Origin of the sequence: Nostoc sp. CALU 1950 (genome assembly GCF_051172895.1) — a bacterium.
Lineage (GTDB): Bacteria > Cyanobacteriota > Cyanobacteriia > Cyanobacteriales > Nostocaceae > Nostoc > Nostoc edaphicum_A.
The window spans coordinates 1-20,423 of record NZ_JBDNJQ010000152.1; the positions used below are offsets into that span (position 1 = coordinate 1).

18 protein-coding genes and 1 pseudogene are annotated in these 20,423 nt (G+C 41.8%); 11 read left to right on the forward strand and 8 right to left on the reverse strand.

Features of this window, described 5'->3' with window-relative positions; all coding sequences use genetic code 11:
• Positions 1-565, forward strand: a 565-nt coding sequence (locus tag ABF638_RS29580; protein WP_435026446.1) for a tetratricopeptide repeat protein, incomplete at its 5' end; no start/stop codon positions are given.
• A 671-nt stretch (positions 566-1,236) separates the two neighbouring features.
• On the opposite strand, the gene ABF638_RS29585 is transcribed toward ABF638_RS29580, so the two are convergent.
• Together ABF638_RS29585 and ABF638_RS29590 are read right to left on the reverse strand one after the other, a co-directional pair.
• Complete coding sequence (locus tag ABF638_RS29585; protein WP_435026447.1) at positions 1,237-1,893, reverse strand: (2Fe-2S) ferredoxin domain-containing protein; 657 nt, start codon at positions 1,891-1,893, stop codon at positions 1,237-1,239.
• Between the two features lie 69 nt (positions 1,894-1,962).
• The gene (locus tag ABF638_RS29590) at positions 1,963-2,211 is read right to left on the reverse strand and encodes an Asr1405/Asl0597 family protein (protein WP_435026448.1); all 249 of its coding nucleotides are present in this window, start codon (positions 2,209-2,211) and stop codon (positions 1,963-1,965) included.
• 518 nt (positions 2,212-2,729) lie between these two features.
• Between ABF638_RS29590 and ABF638_RS29595 the strand changes: the two genes are divergently transcribed.
• From ABF638_RS29595 to nblB, 7 genes are all read left to right on the forward strand, one after another.
• Positions 2,730-3,284 carry a Dps family protein gene (locus tag ABF638_RS29595; RefSeq protein WP_069073416.1) on the forward strand — a complete coding sequence of 185 codons (555 nt, stop codon included), beginning with the start codon at positions 2,730-2,732 and terminating at the stop codon, positions 3,282-3,284.
• A gap of 603 nt (positions 3,285-3,887) precedes the next feature.
• A complete protein-coding gene (carB, locus tag ABF638_RS29600) occupies positions 3,888-7,154 on the forward strand; it encodes a carbamoyl-phosphate synthase large subunit (protein ID WP_435026449.1) in 3,267 nt (1,088 codons plus the stop codon).
• A gap of 577 nt (positions 7,155-7,731) precedes the next feature.
• Positions 7,732-8,688 (forward strand): RNA polymerase sigma factor, RpoD/SigA family, encoded by a 957-nt coding sequence (locus ABF638_RS29605; protein WP_069073418.1) that lies wholly within the window; start codon positions 7,732-7,734, stop codon positions 8,686-8,688.
• 237 nt (positions 8,689-8,925) lie between these two features.
• The gene (locus ABF638_RS29610) at positions 8,926-9,270 is read left to right on the forward strand and encodes a DUF760 domain-containing protein (RefSeq protein WP_420758129.1); all 345 of its coding nucleotides are present in this window, start codon (positions 8,926-8,928) and stop codon (positions 9,268-9,270) included.
• A gap of 411 nt (positions 9,271-9,681) precedes the next feature.
• Positions 9,682-10,098 carry an 8-oxo-dGTP diphosphatase MutT gene (gene mutT / locus ABF638_RS29615; protein WP_435026450.1) on the forward strand — a complete coding sequence of 139 codons (417 nt, stop codon included), beginning with the start codon at positions 9,682-9,684 and terminating at the stop codon, positions 10,096-10,098.
• A gap of 144 nt (positions 10,099-10,242) precedes the next feature.
• Positions 10,243-10,707, forward strand: coding sequence for a CBS domain-containing protein (locus ABF638_RS29620; protein ID WP_181927803.1), 465 nt, complete (start codon positions 10,243-10,245; stop codon positions 10,705-10,707).
• Between the two features lie 113 nt (positions 10,708-10,820).
• Positions 10,821-11,486 (forward strand): phycobilisome degradation protein NblB, encoded by a 666-nt coding sequence (gene nblB / locus ABF638_RS29625; protein ID WP_435026451.1) that lies wholly within the window; start codon positions 10,821-10,823, stop codon positions 11,484-11,486.
• 160 nt (positions 11,487-11,646) lie between these two features.
• Here the strand turns inward: nblB and ABF638_RS29630 are convergent, their stop codons facing one another.
• Positions 11,647-12,357, reverse strand: a complete 711-nt coding sequence (locus tag ABF638_RS29630; protein ID WP_435026453.1) for a PEP-CTERM sorting domain-containing protein — start codon at positions 12,355-12,357, stop codon at positions 11,647-11,649.
• Between the two features lie 646 nt (positions 12,358-13,003).
• Positions 13,004-13,522, reverse strand: coding sequence for a DUF456 domain-containing protein (locus ABF638_RS29635; protein WP_181927806.1), 519 nt, complete (start codon positions 13,520-13,522; stop codon positions 13,004-13,006).
• A 311-nt stretch (positions 13,523-13,833) separates the two neighbouring features.
• Here ABF638_RS29635 and ABF638_RS29640 point away from each other — a divergent pair, with 311 nt between their 5' ends.
• Positions 13,834-14,757: a M48 family metallopeptidase gene (locus ABF638_RS29640; RefSeq protein ID WP_435026454.1), complete on the forward strand. Its 924-nt coding sequence runs from the start codon at positions 13,834-13,836 to the stop codon at positions 14,755-14,757.
• A 407-nt stretch (positions 14,758-15,164) separates the two neighbouring features.
• Here the strand turns inward: ABF638_RS29640 and ABF638_RS29645 are convergent, their stop codons facing one another.
• Both ABF638_RS29645 and rpaB read right to left on the reverse strand, forming a co-directional pair.
• On the reverse strand, positions 15,165-15,809 hold the full coding sequence (locus ABF638_RS29645; RefSeq protein ID WP_435026456.1) for a cofactor assembly of complex C subunit B: 645 nt from the start codon (positions 15,807-15,809) through the stop codon (positions 15,165-15,167).
• 130 nt (positions 15,810-15,939) lie between these two features.
• Complete coding sequence (gene rpaB, locus ABF638_RS29650; RefSeq protein WP_012412029.1) at positions 15,940-16,668, reverse strand: response regulator transcription factor RpaB; 729 nt, start codon at positions 16,666-16,668, stop codon at positions 15,940-15,942.
• A gap of 170 nt (positions 16,669-16,838) precedes the next feature.
• Here rpaB and radA point away from each other — a divergent pair, with 170 nt between their 5' ends.
• Positions 16,839-18,365, forward strand: coding sequence for a DNA repair protein RadA (gene radA / locus ABF638_RS29655; protein WP_435026457.1), 1,527 nt, complete (start codon positions 16,839-16,841; stop codon positions 18,363-18,365).
• 57 nt (positions 18,366-18,422) lie between these two features.
• Positions 18,423-18,533: pseudogene (locus tag ABF638_RS29660) on the forward strand (alpha/beta fold hydrolase); the annotation flags it as partial.
• A gap of 663 nt (positions 18,534-19,196) precedes the next feature.
• Here ABF638_RS29660 and ABF638_RS29665 read toward each other — a convergent pair.
• Together ABF638_RS29665 and ABF638_RS29670 are read right to left on the reverse strand one after the other, a co-directional pair.
• On the reverse strand, positions 19,197-19,388 hold the full coding sequence (locus tag ABF638_RS29665; protein WP_435026458.1) for a hypothetical protein: 192 nt from the start codon (positions 19,386-19,388) through the stop codon (positions 19,197-19,199).
• A gap of 535 nt (positions 19,389-19,923) precedes the next feature.
• The gene (locus ABF638_RS29670) at positions 19,924-20,118 is read right to left on the reverse strand and encodes a hypothetical protein (protein WP_435026459.1); all 195 of its coding nucleotides are present in this window, start codon (positions 20,116-20,118) and stop codon (positions 19,924-19,926) included.
• Positions 20,119-20,423 lie beyond the last annotated feature (305 nt).

Here is a 20,423-nt window from a genome sequence, read left to right on the forward strand (position 1 = left end):
TGACCGCGCCATTGAACTTAACCCCAAATATGACTGGGCGATCGCAAGTCGCGGTCAAACTTACCAATCAATGAAGCGTTACGCAAAAGCCCTAGAAGATTTTGACCGTGCGATTGAACTTAACCCCAAATCCTGGTCGATTGCATGTCGCGGTGAAACTTACCTAATGCTAAAGCTATATAATGAGGCTCTTGTAGATTTCAACCGTGCTATTAACTTAGATTCTGACAGTAATTGGAAATTGTATAATCGCGCTTTAACTTACCTAGCTCTTAACCAACCAGATAAAGCACGGGCTGATTTACTGCTTGCCATCAAGCTTGCTAAAGAAGATTACGAAAAAGATGCTAAAGACTGGAATAATGCCTTTAACTTAGCCCTTTACTATTTAGCTGCTCAATATAATCAACCAGCAGAGCAGTTATATCGCTATGTTTTATCTCAAGGTGCATCCTTAGAGCGTGTCCATGCAGCTATCCAAGACCTAAATGACTTTTTAACTATCTTCCCTGACCATGTGCAGGCTACATCCATGCGACAGTTGTTGCAGTCTTCTCTGACTTAGGTCATGTAATTTCCAACCTACCCGCCAGAAAACCCACAAGTCCCAACAACCGCCTGAGAATCAATTCCCTCTCTTACACCTAAAGTCTTCTAAACAAAACTAGAAAAGGGTTTCAGTCCACTTGAGTGGACTTGCGCTATGAGCCTGAGATTTCAATCTCTGGCGGACAAACGGGTAAGCGCAAAATCCGAGCTAACTTGCCTTCGGGAGACTGGCGGCTCAACCCAATTGCCTACAAACATTAAGCGATGCCTGCGGCGGGCTACGCCTACGCAACTACTACTTTGCCTTGCTTATGACAAACCGTAGGCGATCGCTAAACCCAATTGCCTACAAATATTAAGCGATCGCAACTACTACTTTGTCTTGCTTATGACAAACCGTAGGCGATCGCTTAATTTAAAACTCTTGCAAATACTGGGCAAAAGTCTAATGCCGAGTATTAATTAATGGAACACACTTGAGAAGATATTATTAAGCTTTCTCATTGAAATGTCAAGATTTCGCGAAGTAGGTGGGTGGAAAAATCCACAACTATGTCATTGCGAGTGAAACGTACTTCTGCAAAAAAGCAAGCTACGCAAAGGGTTTCGCCGAAAAGCAATCACCAAGATTTCAACGAAGTTACATTTTGTTGCATAGTCAAGTTTATTCATCCTTACCTACTGACATCAGCAAAGCTTGCTATTATATACCGCCACTTCCCTTAAATTCTCAGGCTGCGCTGATAAACTCTTGTCACCAAAATGCTGATTCATCAGTGCGGGGATTTGTGCAGCTTGAATTCGGCTATGGCGCGTTTTATCTGGCATAACTAGGTTTGGCCCAGCTTTACAGTTTTTCATACAACCAGTGCCCTTGATTGTAACTTGGTCTTCTAAACCGCGATCGCTTAAAGCCGCCTCCAACGCCTGACAAACTGCTTTACCACCGCGTTTCATGCAATCAGACTTTTGACACACCAAAATCGTGGCTTTAGTCTTAGCTGGTTTTACCTTGACATTATCAATTGATGGAGGTTCTTGTGGTGCAGCGATGGTTTGAACAGCCGCCATGTCAGAACGCGCCGCCATCACACGTTCAGCTTTCAGTGTAACTTTGTCTTTTTTTATATCGTATTCTTTATAACCAACAACTTGTAGCCAAGTACCTGCTGGTAGCCGCAAGTCAAAAGCAGCCCGTAAATGTTTAGCGAGTTTAACGTAACATTCACCCTCATGAGTACCCAGCAATAAACCCTTCAGCTTATAGCCATCTTTAATAACAAAATTTATAAACCTGCCTTCAAGACAAAATTGTGATATTTCCATATTGTGAGATGCACCCATTTTTTAACCTCCTTTTAACTAATACAAGCTATCAAGCGAGATATTCTCAGCAGCCAAAGATTAGAACTGTTAGTAGCGGTTTTTCCAGCAGCGCTCAAGAGTCCAAATCTGGTCTTGACGGGAAGCTGTTAATCGCCGGATCACACTCCAAAGTTGAACAGCTGTCATAGGAGAGCCAATTTCAACTTCTAATGGCTGGTTAGCCTTACAACTACAGGGAATTTCTAACTCCTTTAGGCGTTGATAGACTTGCCAGCGGTCTGCCCAATTCACCTCTACAAGGTGGTTGCTTTCTAATTCTGAACTAAACGATTTCAAGAAAATTGCCCTCAAAGTGCAACAAACTTGCAGTAACTACCGCGATTTAACTTTCTGCTTTTTGAAAGTCTTAGGAGTCTAACCTCTTAAAACCAGCATACCTTAAGTGCAAACAATTCTCATTAATTTTGGAAAAAAAATCAAACTTTTACACCTATCCCATATTCAGAGGGGGAAGAAGCAGAGGTGCAGGGAGCAGGGAGCAGAGGGGAAAGAGGTAATTTTTATTTTTTATTCTCTCCCTTGTCCCTTGCATCCTGACCCCTGCTCCCTTGCTTCTTCACCACTCCCCGCTCCTGTTGGAAAATATGCATATTTATACTGGGATGTCAATATTAATGAGATATTTATGCAACTTCATGGGTGTGTCATCATTCAGCAAACAATAAACTTGAGACTTTTTGTAAGTAAAAATACAAAATCTTGTGATGGCAAATTGGCTTGCTCTTATTATTAAAATGTTAATATGTTAAAAATAAGCAGTTAAAATCTATAACTGTTGAAAAGAGAGGAACACAATGTCTGAAACGCAAACTTTGTTACGCAATTTTGGTCATGTATATGACAATCCTGTGTTACTGGATCACAGCGTAACTGCTCCAGTTACAGAAGGATTCAACGTTATATTAGCTAGTTTCCAGGCACTGTACTTGCAGTACCAAAAGCATCATTTTGTAGTTGAAGGCTCAGAATTTTACTCTCTGCATGAGTTTTTTAACGAAAGCTACAACCAAGTACAAGACCACATCCATGAAATTGGAGAACGTTTGGATGGATTGGGTGGTGTGCCAGTAGCTACCTTCAGCAAATTAGCAGAATTAACTGTTTTTGAGCAAGAGTCTGAAGGCGTATATTCTTCTCGCCAAATGGTGGAAAATGACCTCGCTGCCGAACAAGCAATCATTGGCGTAATTCGTCGTCAAGCTGCTCAGGCAGAGAGTTTAGGCGATCGGGGCACACGCTATCTGTACGAAAAGATTTTGTTGAAAACTGAGGAACGTGCATATCATTTGTCCCACTTCCTCGCCAAAGACAGCTTAACTTTAGGATTTGTCCAAGCTGCTCAGAGCTAAAACTCTCATAATCTAGATTTTTCTACCTAGACTGAAAGAAAAAGTTGGCAGCACCAACTCTTAAAATATTATTAAAAGTGGCAGAGAATGGTATCCCTATTTCTCTGCCATTTTTAATCTAAGTAAACATATTTATATAATATTTAATATTGAAAACCTTTAGCAATTAGCTAGTTAAGATAGATTTTTATCTAAGTAATCTATTTGTGCTGAATAAGTAAATAGATATATGCCAAAATAAATCACCAGTTGTTGAAAAATATCATCAGCTTAAATAATAAATATTTGCAAAAGCTTTAAAAATTTGAGCATCACAATTAAATAAAATTAGAAATACAAAATAATTGTTGGGCATTGGGCATGGGTCATTGGGAAAAGACAAGGAAGAAAGTTGTTCAATAATTCTCCCTTGTCCCCCTCATCTCCTTCATCTCCCTCATCTCCCCCTGCCTCCCCTGCTCCCCTGCTCCCCTGCTCCCCTGCTTCTCCCCCACTCCCCTCTTTGTCATCAAACTTAGAAAACTTAATAATAAAAAGCACGACAGGGGGTAAAGACCCTTAAAATAATCAGGATTTGTATTCTCGTACTCCAAGGCAACGACTATGCCCCGCCGTGATGACCTCCGGAAGATTCTACTGTTAGGCTCTGGTCCAATTGTGATTGGACAAGCCTGTGAGTTTGACTACTCTGGCACTCAAGCCTGCAAAGCGCTCCGAGAAGAAGGCTATGAAGTGGTTTTGGTCAACTCCAACCCTGCAACGATTATGACCGACCCGGAAACGGCCGATCGCACTTACATTGAGCCGCTGACACCGGAATTGGTCGAAAAAGTCATCGAGAAAGAACGCCCCGATGCTTTACTACCAACGATGGGAGGGCAAACCGCCCTCAACCTCGCCGTTGCTTTAGCCAAAAATGGGGTGTTGGAAAAATACGGCGTTGAGTTAATCGGCGCTAAACTACCAGCCATCGAAAAAGCCGAAGATCGAAAACTTTTTGGTGAGGCAATGGCAAGGATTGGGGTAGCTGTGTGTCCCAGCGACACAGCCGAAACTTTGGAAGAAGCCAAAGCTGTTGCCCGCCAAATTGGTAGTTATCCCCTAATTATTCGTCCAGCTTTCACAATGGGTGGAAGCGGCGGCGGTATTGCCTATAACCAAGAAGAATTTGAAGAAATGGCACAGGTAGGTATAGATGCCAGCCCTGTTTCGCAAATTCTGATTGACCAGTCTTTACTCGGCTGGAAAGAATATGAGCTTGAAGTGATGCGTGACTTGGCAGATAACGTGGTGATTATCTGTTCTATCGAAAACCTTGACCCTATGGGCATTCACACCGGGGACTCAATTACCGTCGCTCCCGCGCAAACCCTCACTGATAAAGAATATCAAAGGCTGCGGGATATGGCAATTAAAATCATCCGCGAGATCGGTGTGGAAACTGGCGGTTCTAATATCCAGTTTGCCGTCAATCCGCTGAATGGTGATGTAGTTGTAATTGAGATGAACCCCCGCGTTTCCCGCAGTTCGGCTTTATCTTCCAAAGCTACGGGTTTCCCCATCGCCAAAATGGCAGCAAAGCTAGCTGTGGGCTACACCTTGGATGAAATTAAAAATGACATCACCAAGAAAACTCCCGCATCCTTTGAGCCGACAATTGACTATGTGGTGACAAAAATTCCCCGCTTCGCCTTTGAAAAGTTCCCCGGTTCTGACCCAGTGCTGACAACCCAAATGAAGTCTGTCGGGGAAGCAATGGCTATTGGGCGCACTTTCAACGAATCCTTTCAAAAGGCACTGCGATCGCTAGAAACAGGACGCGCTGGTTGGGGTTGCGATAAAGCCGAAAAATTACCCAGTGGTGAACAAATCCGCGCCCAACTGCGGACACCTAACCCCGATCGCATTTTTGCCGTGCGTCATGCCTTGCAGCAAGGGATGACCATTGAGGAAATCTACGAACTCACTGGTATTGACCGATGGTTCTTGGATAAATTGCAACAACTGCTAGATGTCGAGAAATTCCTCAAGCGGACACCTTTACAGCAATTGACAAAAGAGCAACTCTATGAAGTGAAGCGGGACGGATATAGCGATCGCCAAATTGCTTATGCCACCAAAACCACCGAAGATGAAGTTCGCGCTTACCGCAAGTCACTAGGGATTATCCCAGTTTACAAAACCGTAGATACCTGCGCCGCTGAGTTTGAAGCCTTTACGCCCTACTACTATTCTACCTACGAACAAGAAACAGAGGTTTTGCCAGCAACCAAGCCCAAAGTCTTGATTTTGGGTGGTGGCCCCAACCGCATTGGACAGGGAATTGAGTTTGACTATTGTTGTTGTCATGCCGCTTATGCCTTGAAGGATGCGGGGTATGAGACGATTATGGTCAACTCGAACCCAGAGACAGTTTCGACAGATTACGATACTAGCGATCGCCTTTACTTTGAGCCTTTAACAAAAGAAGATGTCCTTAACATCATCGAAACTGAAAATCCAGTTGGGGTAATTATCCAGTTTGGCGGACAAACACCGCTAAAGTTGGCTATCCCATTACAAGAGTTTCTTACCAATAACACTTCTGGACTCCTGACTAAAATTTGGGGTACATCGCCAGATTCCATCGACATGGCGGAAAACCGGGAACGGTTTGAAAAGATTCTCCAACAGTTAAATATTGCCCAACCGCCTAATGGTATTGCGCGAAGTTACGAAGATGCACTGATTGTTGCTAAACGCATTGGCTATCCGGTGGTGGTGCGTCCTAGCTATGTGTTGGGAGGACGGGCGATGGAAATCGTTTATTCTGATGCTGAGTTGGAACGCTACATGAGCTTTGCGGTACTCATAGAACCAGAACATCCGATTTTGATTGATAAGTTTTTGGAAAACGCGATTGAAGTCGATGTAGATGCGATCGCCGATCATACAGGACGGGTAGTGATTGGTGGCATCATGGAACACATCGAGCAAGCAGGAATTCACTCAGGAGATTCTGCTTGTTCCTTACCTTCCATTTCCCTATCACCAGCAGTTCTCAATCAAATTCGCACGTGGACAGTGCAGCTAGCGCAAGCTTTGTCAGTCGTGGGGTTGATGAATATCCAATTTGCCGTTATCGGCGCAAGCAGCTATTCTCCCCAAGTTTACATTCTGGAAGCTAATCCCCGTGCATCACGCACAGTGCCTTTTGTATCTAAAGCAACGGGCGTACAGTTAGCAAAATTAGCATCCTTAATCATGTCGGGGAAAACCTTAGAGGAGCTAAATTTCACAGAAGAAATCATCCCCACACATATTGCAGTAAAAGAAGCTGTATTACCCTTTAATAAATTCCCAGGAACTGATACAATATTGGGCCCAGAAATGAGATCCACTGGTGAGGTGATGGGGATTGATAGCGACTTTGGCCGGGCCTTTGCCAAAGCGGAATTGGGTGCTGGGGAGCGTTTACCACTGACGGGAACTGTATTTGTATCAATGAGCGATCGCGATAAAGCTGCTGCAAGTGGTGTGGTGAAGGAATTTATCGATTTGGGCTTTACAGTGATGGCTACCCTTGGTACACGCCGAGTTCTTCTGGAACAGGGGCTAAATATTGAATTAGTCTTAAAACTCCATGAAGGTCGTCCCCACGTCTTAGATGCAATCAAAAACCAAAAAATCCAACTTATTATCAACACACCTTCCGGGGAAGAAGCTCAGACTGATGCTAGGTTAATCCGCCGCACAGCCTTAGCTTATAAAATTCCCATCATTACTACCATTGCGGGTGCAAAAGCTACCGTCGCCGCCATCCGTTCCTTACAAAATACGACTTTGGACGTAAAAACCATTCAAGAGTACTGCGCGATTGTGAGGGACTAGGGATTGGGGACTAGGGACTGGGGACTAGGGACTAGGGACTAGAACAAAGTTTTTCAAATACTCAGTACCCAATCACCAGTCCCCAATCACCAGTCCCCAGTCCCCAGTCCCAAGAAAATTAAGTAATTGTTATAAGAGAATGACTATAGTTCTCATTGAGATACTTTAACAAATATGAGGAAAATTATTTTAACTAGATAATTTCTTAAATTGACTTTTAGTCAGCCTTAAGATAGAGGGCCACGTTGCATGAACTGGAACAACCAGGAAATTTAATGTCGCCATCTAGCCAAAACATTCTCATAAATGTTACAATTATTAACAAGGCTCCCATAGAAAAATGTTTAAAAAGCGACCTTTTATCTAACTGTAGATACTTGTGAAAAATAGGAAATAACTGTAGTTTTAGCAGTTAAGAAGCCTAAATTTGATTATTATGAGCAGCCGAGTTTCTCGGGCGCGTAAGTTGCAAACCATAGCATGGGTTCCCAGTCAGACTGGGTAGCACCCTAATAAATAAAGCATCTATCCGTTAATGACCCTACCGCCAACCCCATCATTACCAAAGAGTAGCGCCATGAAGACCGCTCAGACAGCCACAGACCTCGTGCGGACTTACCTGCGTGAGATTGGCCGTGTGCCACTCTTAACCCACGAGGAAGAGATTTTCTATGGTAAACAAGTGCAACGTTCTTGCGCTTTGCACGAATCAAGGGAAAGTCTTGCCACCCAGCTAGACCGTCAACCGACTCTAGAAGAGTGGGCCAAAGCGACAAACCTAGAACCAACAGAATTGAACGAAGCGATCGCAGATGGCGAAATTGCCAAGCGCAAGATGGTAGAAGCCAATTTGCGGCTGGTAGTGTCCGTTGCTAAAAAATACATCAAGCGCAACGTCGATTTACTGGACTTGATCCAAGAAGGTAGTATTGGTATGCAACGGGGTGTAGAAAAGTTTGACCCTACCAAAGGGTATAGATTTTCTACTTATGCCTATTGGTGGATTCGGCAAGCTATAACTCGTGCGATTGCCGAAAAAGCCCGCACCATTCGGCTGCCGATCCATATTACTGAAAAATTAAATAAGATTAAAAAAGCACAGCGTCAATTGTCTCAAAAATTAGGACGCGCTCCTACAGCTGGTGAGCTAGCTGAAGAATTGGAATTGACCCCCAAACAAGTCCGAGAGTATCTAGAAAAAGCACGTTTGCCCCTTTCCTTGGATTTGCGGCTGGGTGATAACTACGACACCGAACTTGGAGAAATGCTGGAAGATCCAGGAGCATCTCCCGAAGAGTTTGTCATGCAATCTTCCCTATCTTATGACTTAGACCGCCTGATGGGTGATCTCACGCCACAACAAAGGGAAGTAATCACGCTACGCTTTGGCTTAACTGATGGGCAAGCGCTTACTCTGGCTAGAATTGGCGAAATACTAAACATCAGCCGAGAACGAGTTAGGCAAATTGAGCGCGAAGCCTTAACCAAACTTCGCAAATCTAAAGCCAACATGGATGAATATTTGGCAAGTTAGTCATTAGTCATTAGTCCTTTGTTATTAGTTATTTACAAAGGACGAGTGACCAATCACTAATGACAGATGGGTGAGAAAATACGCTGACTTTGGTACGGTTACACCTACTTCCACTCTTAAGCTAGGCTGTTACATTAGTTGACAGGAAGACAAAATAACTAAGTCAAATCCAAAACAGGCATTTAATATTCAAATCACAAGCACCGCAGCCAGTAGTGGTAGTTAAGGAGCTAAAAAATGAGTAACCCATCCAATCGTGTCTCAGAGTTTTTTAATAGCGAATCAGAAACTAACGATTTACTATGGCAGTACGTTAAATCGTTGAGTCCAGAGACAGTTACCCAGCTATCTAAACCCACATCTGCCGAAGTCTTTCAGGTGATGGAACGGAATATTACAGGACTATTGGGTAATTTACCTTCAGAACACTTTGGCATCACCGTAAGCACCAGTCGGGAAAGTCTAGGTCGGCTCCTGGCTTCTGCTATGATTAGTGGTTATTTCTTACGTAACGCTGAACAGAGAATGAATTTTGAAATCGCCCTACAAGGGGCTGAAACCAACAACAGCGAAATTGACTAGAAATGTAAAATTTGGGAAATTTATTTAATATTATTGGGCTGTATAGCTCATCACAATCGCGGCGATAGGAATTGAAAATAAGCCTCTGTGAAATCTTCGCCGCTAATTCCCAATCATGCATCAACTAATTTTTTTAATATCCAAAATAGTTACAAATTGAGGTTGAAGTTTAAACCATAGGCGCTTCTCTACGAGACGCTAGGCGAACGCCTTCCTACAGGGTAGGAATGCAGAGGCTAACGCGGAGTTTATAAATGATTAAGATACATTTGTGGATAAACTAACAGCAGTAGACTAACTTCGCAATAAATCTAAACTCGGCAGAGTTACAACTAGTCTGCCGAGTTTTGTTATTAGTCAAGATTCAGGAATTCTTCCTCTACTCCCCACTCCCAATTTACCCAATCAACTATGAGTGAAACCAGTTCTTTCCCACCCCACAAAATTATTGGTGTTGCAGTAATTTGGAATGACCAAAAGCAAATTTTAATTGATCGCCGTCGTCCAGAGGGAGCGATGGGTGGTTTGTGGGAATTTCCTGGTGGTAAAATTGAGCCTGGTGAAACTATCCAAGAATGTATTCAACGGGAAATTTCTGAAGAACTGGGAATAGTAATTGAAGTGGGAGAGCATCTGATTACTATTGACCACAGCTATACAAACTTGCGTGTTACCCTCACAGTACATCACTGCCGCCATCTTACAGGTGTTCCCCAACCTTTGGAATCCGACGAAATTCGCTGGGTAACTTTGGAAGAACTGGAGCAGTTTACTTTTCCGAAAGCAAATACTCAAATTATTGCTGTCTTAAAAGGGACTAGGGACTAGGGACTGGGGACTGGGGGAACAAAAAATAATCAATGACCAATGACTAATGACTAATCCCGTAACAATCTATTAATTGCATCAGGTTGAGTCCCGCAATTTTCTACAATAGGCGCAGGGACTTTGATTAAAGTTATCAGTAAATAAATGCCTAAAACCGTTGCCGATGTGATGAGCCGCGATCCGATTGTCGTCCACGCGGAAACTCCACTAAAGGAAGCTATCCAAATTCTCGCAGAACGCCACATCAGCGGGCTACCTGTTGTGGATGATGTCGGGAAATTGGTTGGTATTATCTCAGAAACCGATTTGATGTGGCAAGAAACTGGTGTTACTCCACCGGCGTACATTATGTTTCTTGATAGTGTTATCTATTTAAAAAACCCTGCTACCTATGAACGTGATTTGCACAAGGCACTAGGGCAAACTGTTGGGGAGGTGATGAGTAAAAACCCGATCGCTATTTCCCCTGATAAAACTTTAAAAGAAGCAGCTACAATCATGCACGATCGCAGCGTTCACCGCTTGCCAGTACTTGAGGGCACGGGTCAAGTGATTGGTATCCTCACTCGTGGTGATATTATTCGGGCTATGGCTGCTAGTCAAGATTAGTCAGTTGTCATTAGTCATTAGTCATTAGTCATTGGTCATTTGTCAAGAGTTTTTAACACTTAACTGTTGACTTTTGACTGTTTTTTATACATTTGAAAATCAAGGATAACTAAATGAGTATTACTCCGGAGTCTGTTAAGCAATTGCTCAGTTCTGAGGATTTAGGCGATCGCTTACGTGCAGTAAATCAAATTCGCCAACTGGAACCTGCCATTGGCTTTGAATTAATTCAAAGTGCTATTGGCGATCGCAATTCCCGTGTCCGTTACTCAGCGGTGAGTCAAATGGATACACTGGGAACGCAGGATTTACAGTTATCCTTGGATATCTTGCGCGATCGCTTGCTTAATGACTCCGAAGTAGATGTACAAGCAGCAGCAGCAGACTGTTTGGGCGCTCTGAAGTTACGTGAAGCTTTTGAAGATTTGCAGCAACTTTATCATACAACCAGTGAATGGCTCATACAATTCAGTATCATTGCTACATTAGGAGAGTTAGGCGATCCACGAGCTTTTGAACTACTCAAAGAGGCACTCTCATCAGAAAACGAATTAGTCCAAACTGCTGCTATTAGTTCTTTGGGGGACTTGGGAGATATACAAGCAGTTCCGCTGTTGGCTCCCTATGCTACCAATCCAGATTGGCAAATTCGTTATAGACTTGTACAAGCCTTGGCTCGTTTGGGTAATGCAGAAGCCAAATCTATCTTAGAAACTTTGGCTAATGATGAAGTAGATGCGATCGCACTTGAAGCCAAAAATTCTTTGCAATCAGTTTAAGTCTATTTCAGGTTAAGAAAATTCACCTTTAATATAGGTTTATCCGACAGTATAAATAAATTCGACCTGGTTGGTAAATTTTGCATTCCAACCAGATCGAATCGATAAATTAGAGTTACTTTTAGTTGCTAAAAGTAACTTTTTTATATTCAGGATAGGTCTATTTAACGAAACTTTTGCGGCGGCGAGACATAACCATTACTCCACCTACTGCACCCAAGCCTAATAAAGCCGCTGGTTCAGGAACAGTGGCAAATGTACCACCAGAAAAACTTAAATTACTAATTGAACCACCACCAGTGAGTATTGTATTTAGGCTAGCAACACTCGTATTGTTGACTTGGAAAGTTAAGTTTCCTCCTCCATTAGATATTTCCCCAGTTGCACTGGTAAAGAATCCGAAAAGTGCAACATCTATACCAACGTTAAGACCACTTTCATTTAGCTTGTAGCTAGAAGATGTCAAAGTAAAAGTATTCAATCCATCTGTTATTGAACTAGTATCTGTTCCAGGTAAAATGAAACCAGGATAAGTAAGATAGCCAAAATCAATAAATGGATTATCTGCAACTTTTGATGAAAATGAGATAATGTTACCTATGTTACCTGAGTTAAACGCTGAAAAGTTTCCTGTTGTAGAATCAATTCCAATTGGAGTGATTGGCTGAGGAGTAAAAGTTAGCGCATCTTGAGAAAATGTGATTTGGCTACCACCAGAGGGAGCAGTAAAGCCACCCTTAAACTGAATCTCACCAATGAGTGCAGCAGCTTGTGCAGAACCAGCAGAGGTAAACAACCCAACAGTAGCGAAGGGAAGTGCAGCAGTAATAGCTAAAGTTGCATTTAGTAATGTAGATTTAAAACCAATCATTGTTGTTTGAGGCTCCTAGTAATAACCGTAAGTCAGAGTAATTTCTTTACTTTTAATCTCAGTAATTTTTGAAAAATACTGTCAGTGAAAGCAAAAATTGCGTAATGCATTTCTTATCTCCATAAAATCACATAGACTTAGAGCCTGCAATATTTACTGAGTGGTCTTCATCACATCTTCAACGCATTACTATCCTTCATGAAATCTTAATTCCTTATATATCTGTGCTTTGTATATCTTTCATTTAAAAAGCTTTAAATTGTTGGCAATAGCTCTGACTTGAAGAAAAGCAATTTACGTATAATAAGGTCAAAGTGCTTTTTAATACTTTAAGTTGCTCAACTATTTTTGAGATAAATCGAGTATGAAGTGTATCTATTGTTTTCATTTACTAATCTTTCGTAAAACGGTTCGTCTCGGAGAATAAATGAAAGGAACCGCTGCATTTATTTAGTAGGACTTACGCAAAACTACATACGGTAGGGGCAATTCATGAATTGCCCCTACCGTCAAATCAGGGTTTTGGCTATTGTTTGCGTAAGTCCTATTTAGTATGGATAGTCTTTGTCTCAAATTGAATATTTGTAACACTTAGCTAAGTGCTAACTATTACCGCTGTTTTCAAAGGTGTCAGACCTTTGAAATGTTAAGAACCAAATACCTGTGGCCAAGTTGTCACAACGAAAACTACAACTGCTGCGATCGCTAACAACCCTTGAATCAAATTTCCAATCAAAGATCCGACTACAATTCCTATACCTGCTTTAACCGCCAACCCAAATTCACGACGGTAAAGATACTCACCAATAATTGCTCCCAAAAGTGGGCCTAGTAAAATTCCTAATAGTGGCCCCCCAAAAGGCAAAGTTGGTAACAGTCCCAAAAATCCCACCACCAAACCAACAATTGCGCCAATTTGCCCCCACTTACTAGCTCCAGCTTGTTTTGCTCCCACATAGCTAGCTAAAAAATCCACTCCAACACTGAGGAATAAAACGACAATTGTCACAATTAGGGGAATCTTGATAGCTGCAAAGGAACTACTAACGATTCCCCAAACGATAATTGCAATTAAAATTAAGCTGCTACCGGGAATGGCTGGAACTACAGCACCAATAATACCCACAACCATTACAGCAACTAATAACCAATAAATAATTTGCATAGATCAATTGTAAATTTCCAAATTTCCCAGTAGGGGCGCACATCTGTAGGCACTTCTGACTTTTCACGGGATCTGGAAAACCTCTTTCTAAATCTCTCTCCTACAAGGAGAGATACTTTGAATTTTCCCCCTTCCCGACACGGGAAGGGGGCTAGGGGGTTAGGTCTTTCATGGGCTTTTCCACATGACGTGAAAAGTCAGGTAGGCACTTACTGTATATTCTATCTTGGCAAGATACCGACAAATGCTTAGTGCATAGTGTTACAACTTTGCCTAATACTTCTAAACTGCTATTTAAAAGCTCAAACCCCATGACGAGAAAAATATTAACTGGACTGAGTTCAGAAGCCTACGAACACCCCTTTGATCGCAAAGCCCTGGCTTCTTTGCAAAATATGCCCGGTGTCTCCTTGCTACTCAAAAAAGTTAACGAATACGGCATTGATCGCTTACTCAGACTGCAAAGCCTTGGTAGTGAAATCAGAATTTCGCCCCGTAATTTTCCCGAATTACATCAAGCATTTGTAGAAACCTGCCAAATTCTTGATGTTGCTCCACTTCCTGAATTGTATCTGTTTCGAGGCACAGGTCATATTGAAACTTACATCGTTGGGGTGGAAAAATCCCTTGTCGGTATAAATTTAGATGCAATGGAGTGGCTTGGCTCGGATGAGTTGCTTTACATTTTCGGACACGAAATCGCTCGCATCAAGAGTCAGCACATGGTTTATCATCAAATGGCAATTGTTATGCCAGCTTTAAAAAATTTGTTGAGCAGTGGCACACTGGGGGTAGGTGGCTTAGTCGCTGGTGGAATGGAACTAGGTTTGTATAATTGGCGGATGATGGCTAGATTTACTGCTGATCGTGCTGCTTTATTAGCTTGTCAAGATATTGATGTAGCAACTACTACACTAATGAAACTCGCAGGTTTACCAGATGAGTACTTGACTACTGCTGTAATTGAAGATTTCCTTGTGCAAGCTCGTGAATTTGCATCTAATAGCTTTGATAATGTTGATAAAGTCACCAAAATATTAAGCTATACAGAATCAAGTCTTTCCTGGGTAGTTATGCGAGCTGGGGAGTTATTAAAATGGGTTGATTCAGGAGAATATAATAACTTAATTCAACAGACAAATTTAAAGACATCCGAAGAACCGGAAGAAAAGGAAGAAAAAGAAGAAAAGACACCAGAAGAAAAAGAAGGGTGGAATTTTTTGACTTCTTGGTGACTTAAATAATTCGTAATTCGTAATTCGTAATGACACTCTCTACAAGACGCTGCGCGTAGCTTGCTTAAGAGTAAGGAACGCGGACTTGTAGCTACCGCTGCGCTAACGTAATTCGTAATTAACTATAGGAATCCGCTTTGATTTTTGAACTTACTTGCGTGGGTAGGCAAGAAGGCTTTTTTAGTTGTACGGTGTTTTTTCAAAAATCAAATAGGAGTTTTATATATCAATACGATTCAGTTAAGCGTTACTTGTACAAAATCGTGGGTTTTTAAGACGCGATAAATCGCCGTCTCTACAAGTGTTTGTGTTTCCTAGTATAGTGAGGTACAGCTTAACCTCACCCTTATAATGCTGTGCTTTATAAGGGTGAGGTTTTGATGTGTATTTTATGTTTCTGGGAATCACTATAAAGTTGAGCTAAGAGTAACAGCTAATTTATCAGCAATTCCCGCAATCCAGTTTTCATCTTGTTTGGTGTAACTACGAGGAGCATTCGCTGCCAAAATTAGCGCACCTTGGTTGCCAATAGGTTGACAAATTACACCTTGAGTATTTTCTGGTAAATAATCAAATTCAAACCTACCTGGATATATTTTTAGAGCCACTAGATAAATCGGTTTTTGTTTTTCGAGTACCTGTTTTAAGATTACTCCTGGTACAACTTCAGATTTAGTACCCAGAATACCGCGACGCAACAAAACTTTACCTTGATAAAAAACCACAAGCGATCGCGTGACTGTATTAGTTAACAATAAATGAGATGCCCACGCTAGCTCTGTTTTCACTGTATCTGGTAAATCTGCTGCTAATACAAAACCTTCTTCTCCAATTAGTTCTACAGTATCAGGCGATCGCGGTTGAACTTGCTGCCAAATTAAACCCGTCAAAATTAACACCGCACTCAAAATCACGCCCACTACATCACCACGCGATTGAGACTGGGTTAATTCCGGTGTCAATAAACGGTTAATCAATAAAAGTACAGCGCCTAGCCCACCCACAACAATGGGTAGACGCCGCAAAACTCGATTAGGATCAGGTTTAGTCATTAGTCATTAGTCATTGGGCATTGGGCATTGGGCATTGGGCATTGAGCATTGGACAATAATTAAAGTTCTTCTCCCCCTGCCTCCCTTACTTCCCCTGCTCCCCCTGCTCCCTGCCCCCTGCCTCATCTCCTCACTCCTCCCCTGGTTCAATAATCCGCTGGAAAAGATAACCAGTACCCCGCGCTGTAAGAATCAATTCCGGGTTACTGGGATCGTCTTCTAACTTTGCCCGCAAACGGGATATATGCACATCTACTACGCGGGTATCCACATGACGTTCTGGTGTATAACCCCAAACTTCCTGCAAAATTTCCGAACGGGAAAAAGCTTCTCCAGAGCGACTGACTAACAACTCTAACAAGCTGAATTCCATACCCGTCAATCGAATTCGCTCATCGCCTTTGTAGACTTGTCGCTTATTCGTATCGATTTTAATATTAGCGACATGGATTACCCCAGAACTGGGAATGCCAGAAGCACCGTTTTTATCTACCCGCCGCAGCACTGAGCGAATCCGGGCTTCTAGCTCCTTGGGGGAAAATGGTTTAACTACGTAGTCATCAGCACCCAATTCTAGCCCGGTGATCCGATCAGCTACATCACCCAAGGCTGTTAGCATAATAATGGGCACATCTGATTCTTTTCGTAATTCTTGACATACACCATAGCCGTCTAGCTTTGGCATCATTACATCTAAAACTACCAGGTCAGGCTCAGTTTTGCGAAAAGTTTCCAAAGCTTCTTCCCCATCGCCAGCCGTCACTACATCGTAGCCAATCATGGAAAGACGCGTTTCCAAAATCCGGCGAATGCTGGCCTCGTCGTCTACCACCAAGATTTTTTCTTTATGGCTTTCCAAGTTTTTCAACGCTCCTTGACTAAAAATTTACATGATTAATTTTTAATACCATAATATTAAGATATCATTCCATCAATTGATTTGGAAAAAGCTCCAAATACTACTATTATTGGTTTTTAGTTTTTTTCAAGAATTAAGTAAATATTAAGATTATTTAATAAGATTTAAGAATGGCAAAGCCAAAAACCTTTTTCACTTGTAATGAATGTGGAGCAGAATCGCCCCAGTGGTTTGGTAAGTGTCCAGCTTGCGGTACTTACAACTCTCTAGAAGAACAAATTTCTATTCAATCCTCAGTAGATGTACCCAGTCGAGGGGGGGTAAGTAGTTGGCAATCCGCTCAAGGCAATGGCAAATCTCACAATAAACCAGCTAAAGCGCGAGCCTCTTTGACATTCGATCAAATTACGGATCGCCAAATTGCCCGCTGGGAGTCTGGTTATGGAGAATTAGATCGGGTGCTTGGAGGTGGGGTTGTCCCTGGCTCTATGGTGCTGATTGGTGGTGATCCGGGTATTGGTAAATCTACTTTATTGCTGCAAGTCTCTAATCAATTAGCACAGAAATATCGCATCCTTTACGTAACTGGTGAAGAATCGGGACAGCAGGTAAAATTACGAGCTTCCCGTTTAGGAGTATCAAAAACCCTAAGTTTGGTTAATGAGGAGAAGGCTGAAGTAGTAGTAGATCCTACACTTCCCATAGACCCTGACAGTATAGGTGCAGATTTATATGTATTACCAGAAACAGATTTAGAAGAAATTTTACGGGAAATAGATTCTCTTAAGCCAAACGTGGCAGTGATTGATAGTATTCAAACGGTATTCTTTCCGGCGCTGACTTCTGCACCAGGTTCGGTGGCTCAGGTACGGGAATGTACAGCAGCATTGATGAAGGTGGCGAAGCATGAAGATGTCACCATGCTCATTGTGGGGCACGTTACCAAAGAAGGAGCGATCGCTGGGCCAAAAGTTTTAGAACATTTAGTAGATACAGTGTTGTATTTTGAAGGCGATCGCTTTGCCTCTCATCGGTTATTACGCACGGTTAAAAACCGCTTTGGCGCAACTCACGAAATCGGCATCTTTGAAATGGTTGCAGATGGATTGCGGGAAGTCTCCAATCCCTCAGAGCTATTTTTAGGCAACCGTGACGATCCTGCTCCTGGTACTGCCATTGTTGTTGCTTGTGAAGGCACTCGCCCCATCGTTGTGGAATTGCAAGCTTTGGTTAGCCCCACCAGTTACCCTTCCCCTCGTCGTGCTGCCACTGGTATAGATTACAACCGTCTGGTGCAAATTCTCGCCGTCTTAGAAAAACGGGTGGGAATTCCCATGTCCAAGTTAGATTCCTACGTTGCATCTGCGGGCGGGTTGAATGTGGAAGAACCGGCGGTAGATTTGGGAATTGCGATCGCAATCGTTGCCAGTTTCCGCGATCGCATCGTCGATCCCGGTACAGTATTAATCGGTGAAGTTGGGTTAGGCGGACAAGTGCGATCGGTTTCCCAAATGGAACTGCGATTGAAAGAAGCTGCTAAGTTGGGATTTAAACGAGCGATCGTCCCCAAAGGGACAAAATTTCCCGACTTGAATATTGAGATATTACCAGTATCTAAAGTAATAGATGCAATTATCGCCGCAATTCCCCATCAAGAACTGACAGCAGAGGATTTAGAACCCGATGAAGATGAGTAACCAATAGCGAGTATGGGTGGGACTGGGTATTAGGAAAACAATCTCTAATTCCCTTTGGGAGTGGGGCATTGTCCCTAGGATGAAGCGCCGGAGTTAGTCAATCCGATTTTACTCGATTGGATTTTGGAGCGATCGCTGTTAATAGACTCGGTAAAATTAGAGGCATAATTTGTACAATACCTTCGCCAATTTACGAGGGTGAGTTGATGTACAAACTCCTATTTCTCCGAAGCTGGGCAAAAACAATAATTCCTAAAAATTCCTTCCAGGTTTATCGTAAGGTTTTTTTAACGTATTTCACCTAGGATCAAGGGTTTGAGATTCCAAACCATCTTGTCAGCTAAATGCTTATATATGAATGATTTTGCCAGTTTTGCCAAAATTTTTGTAGGCTCTTATTTTGGCAGTAGACATCGCTTGCTATACAAAAGCTCTAGATTTTAGAAAAGGCAAATGTTTTCGGAAAGTGACAGAAGAGGGATATTTGTAGTTATAAATAGGTAGCACCCATGCTGGTAAAATACCTTATGGGTGCTAAATTAGGGCTATAGCCAGAATTATGCTCTTAAAAATGTATTAGCCAAGTAATCAAAACTATCTGCGCTTGAGGTAGAGAATACAGAAAAGCTAGCGCTATATTAAGCAGTTTCTTTTGTTATCTCTGGTCGGTTAATTTCATACTTAGGATAATCTAAGAGACTGCCTAAACTCTCTCAAAACCTCATTTATATTGAGCGAGTTATCTGAGTTTTTTCTTCACCTTGTTAATTGTAAAGTTCTAACTACGGGACTACTCAGTTAGTTGGCTTTACCAAATTAGTGATGGTGTGTCTACCACCATGACCTCCACCATGACGGTGAACGTCTATAGTGACGTCTATAGTGATGTCCCCCGTGATGCCCACCGTGATGTCCACCGTGATGCCCACCGTGATGTCCACCGTGATAACCGCCATCTAGAAGTTGCTGTTCTTCTGTGGATAACTCCACAAGTAAATCAGATTCGATGAGTAGATTTGACATGATTGTTAGCCTCAATTTACGTATATAGGTGGGTAATACCTATGCTTCTATTCTTAGCCGTTTTTTTGAAGATTCAATTATTCTAAAGTTAGAGATGAACTTATAAGTTGACTATCTAAATTTACTTATTTAGACTGATTTAAAATTCAGTAATAAATTGAATAAAAGTTTTTCCAAATGCAACAAATAATCTCACTTATTTTTTACTTTCTGCTGCCAGCATTCACTTTCAATTACAAGCAAATCAGACGTGATAATTTGATTTGACATAATTCTTCGCCTCACTTTTGTAGAGTGCAAAAGAATGCCCAGTGCCTTGATTTATCAAGCAAAAGCTGTACTCATTAATTAATCGAAACTTTTATCTCAAACAAGGAGCTAGCAGAAAGGTAGATGCTAAGAGCAGCTACCTTTATTATCTCTAGGCTATTTCATGCCTTAAGGGAAAATAAGAGACAAATCAAACTCTTTCTCAAAATTTAATTTATCTTGAGTGAGTTAAATTAGCTTCTATGTCCCTCGCTAATTGCAAAGTTTAACGAACTCTTTCTAGCCTAACAATACCACGAATAAAGTATCGAGGGCGACGACTCCGAGTACCAGAATCAGAAGGTTCATTATCATCTGTTTCATCGTCAATGGGTTCACTTGTTCTTTGTCCACCAGCTAGAAGCTGTTGTTGTTCTGTGGATAGATCCACAAGCAAATCAGACATCATTTGAGTTGACATAAAATATTTACCTCACTTACTTATATAGGTGCTAATCACCTATGTTTTTATTATTAACTATTTGCCAAAAGAATAAATTACTCTAAGGTTATAAAACATTCACGGACATTTACTTCTTTTGGCTCATGAAACTTTAGAACAAGCTAATAGTAGTACCAATGAGTTAATCAATAAAATACTTTGCGTATTTTATTGATGTGTTGAATAATCTGGATGTTTCTTTTTCAAGAAAAAAGGATTGTAAAAATAGTACAAATTGCTTCAAATGCATAAATATTTATGCATTTGAAGCAATTCAATACAAC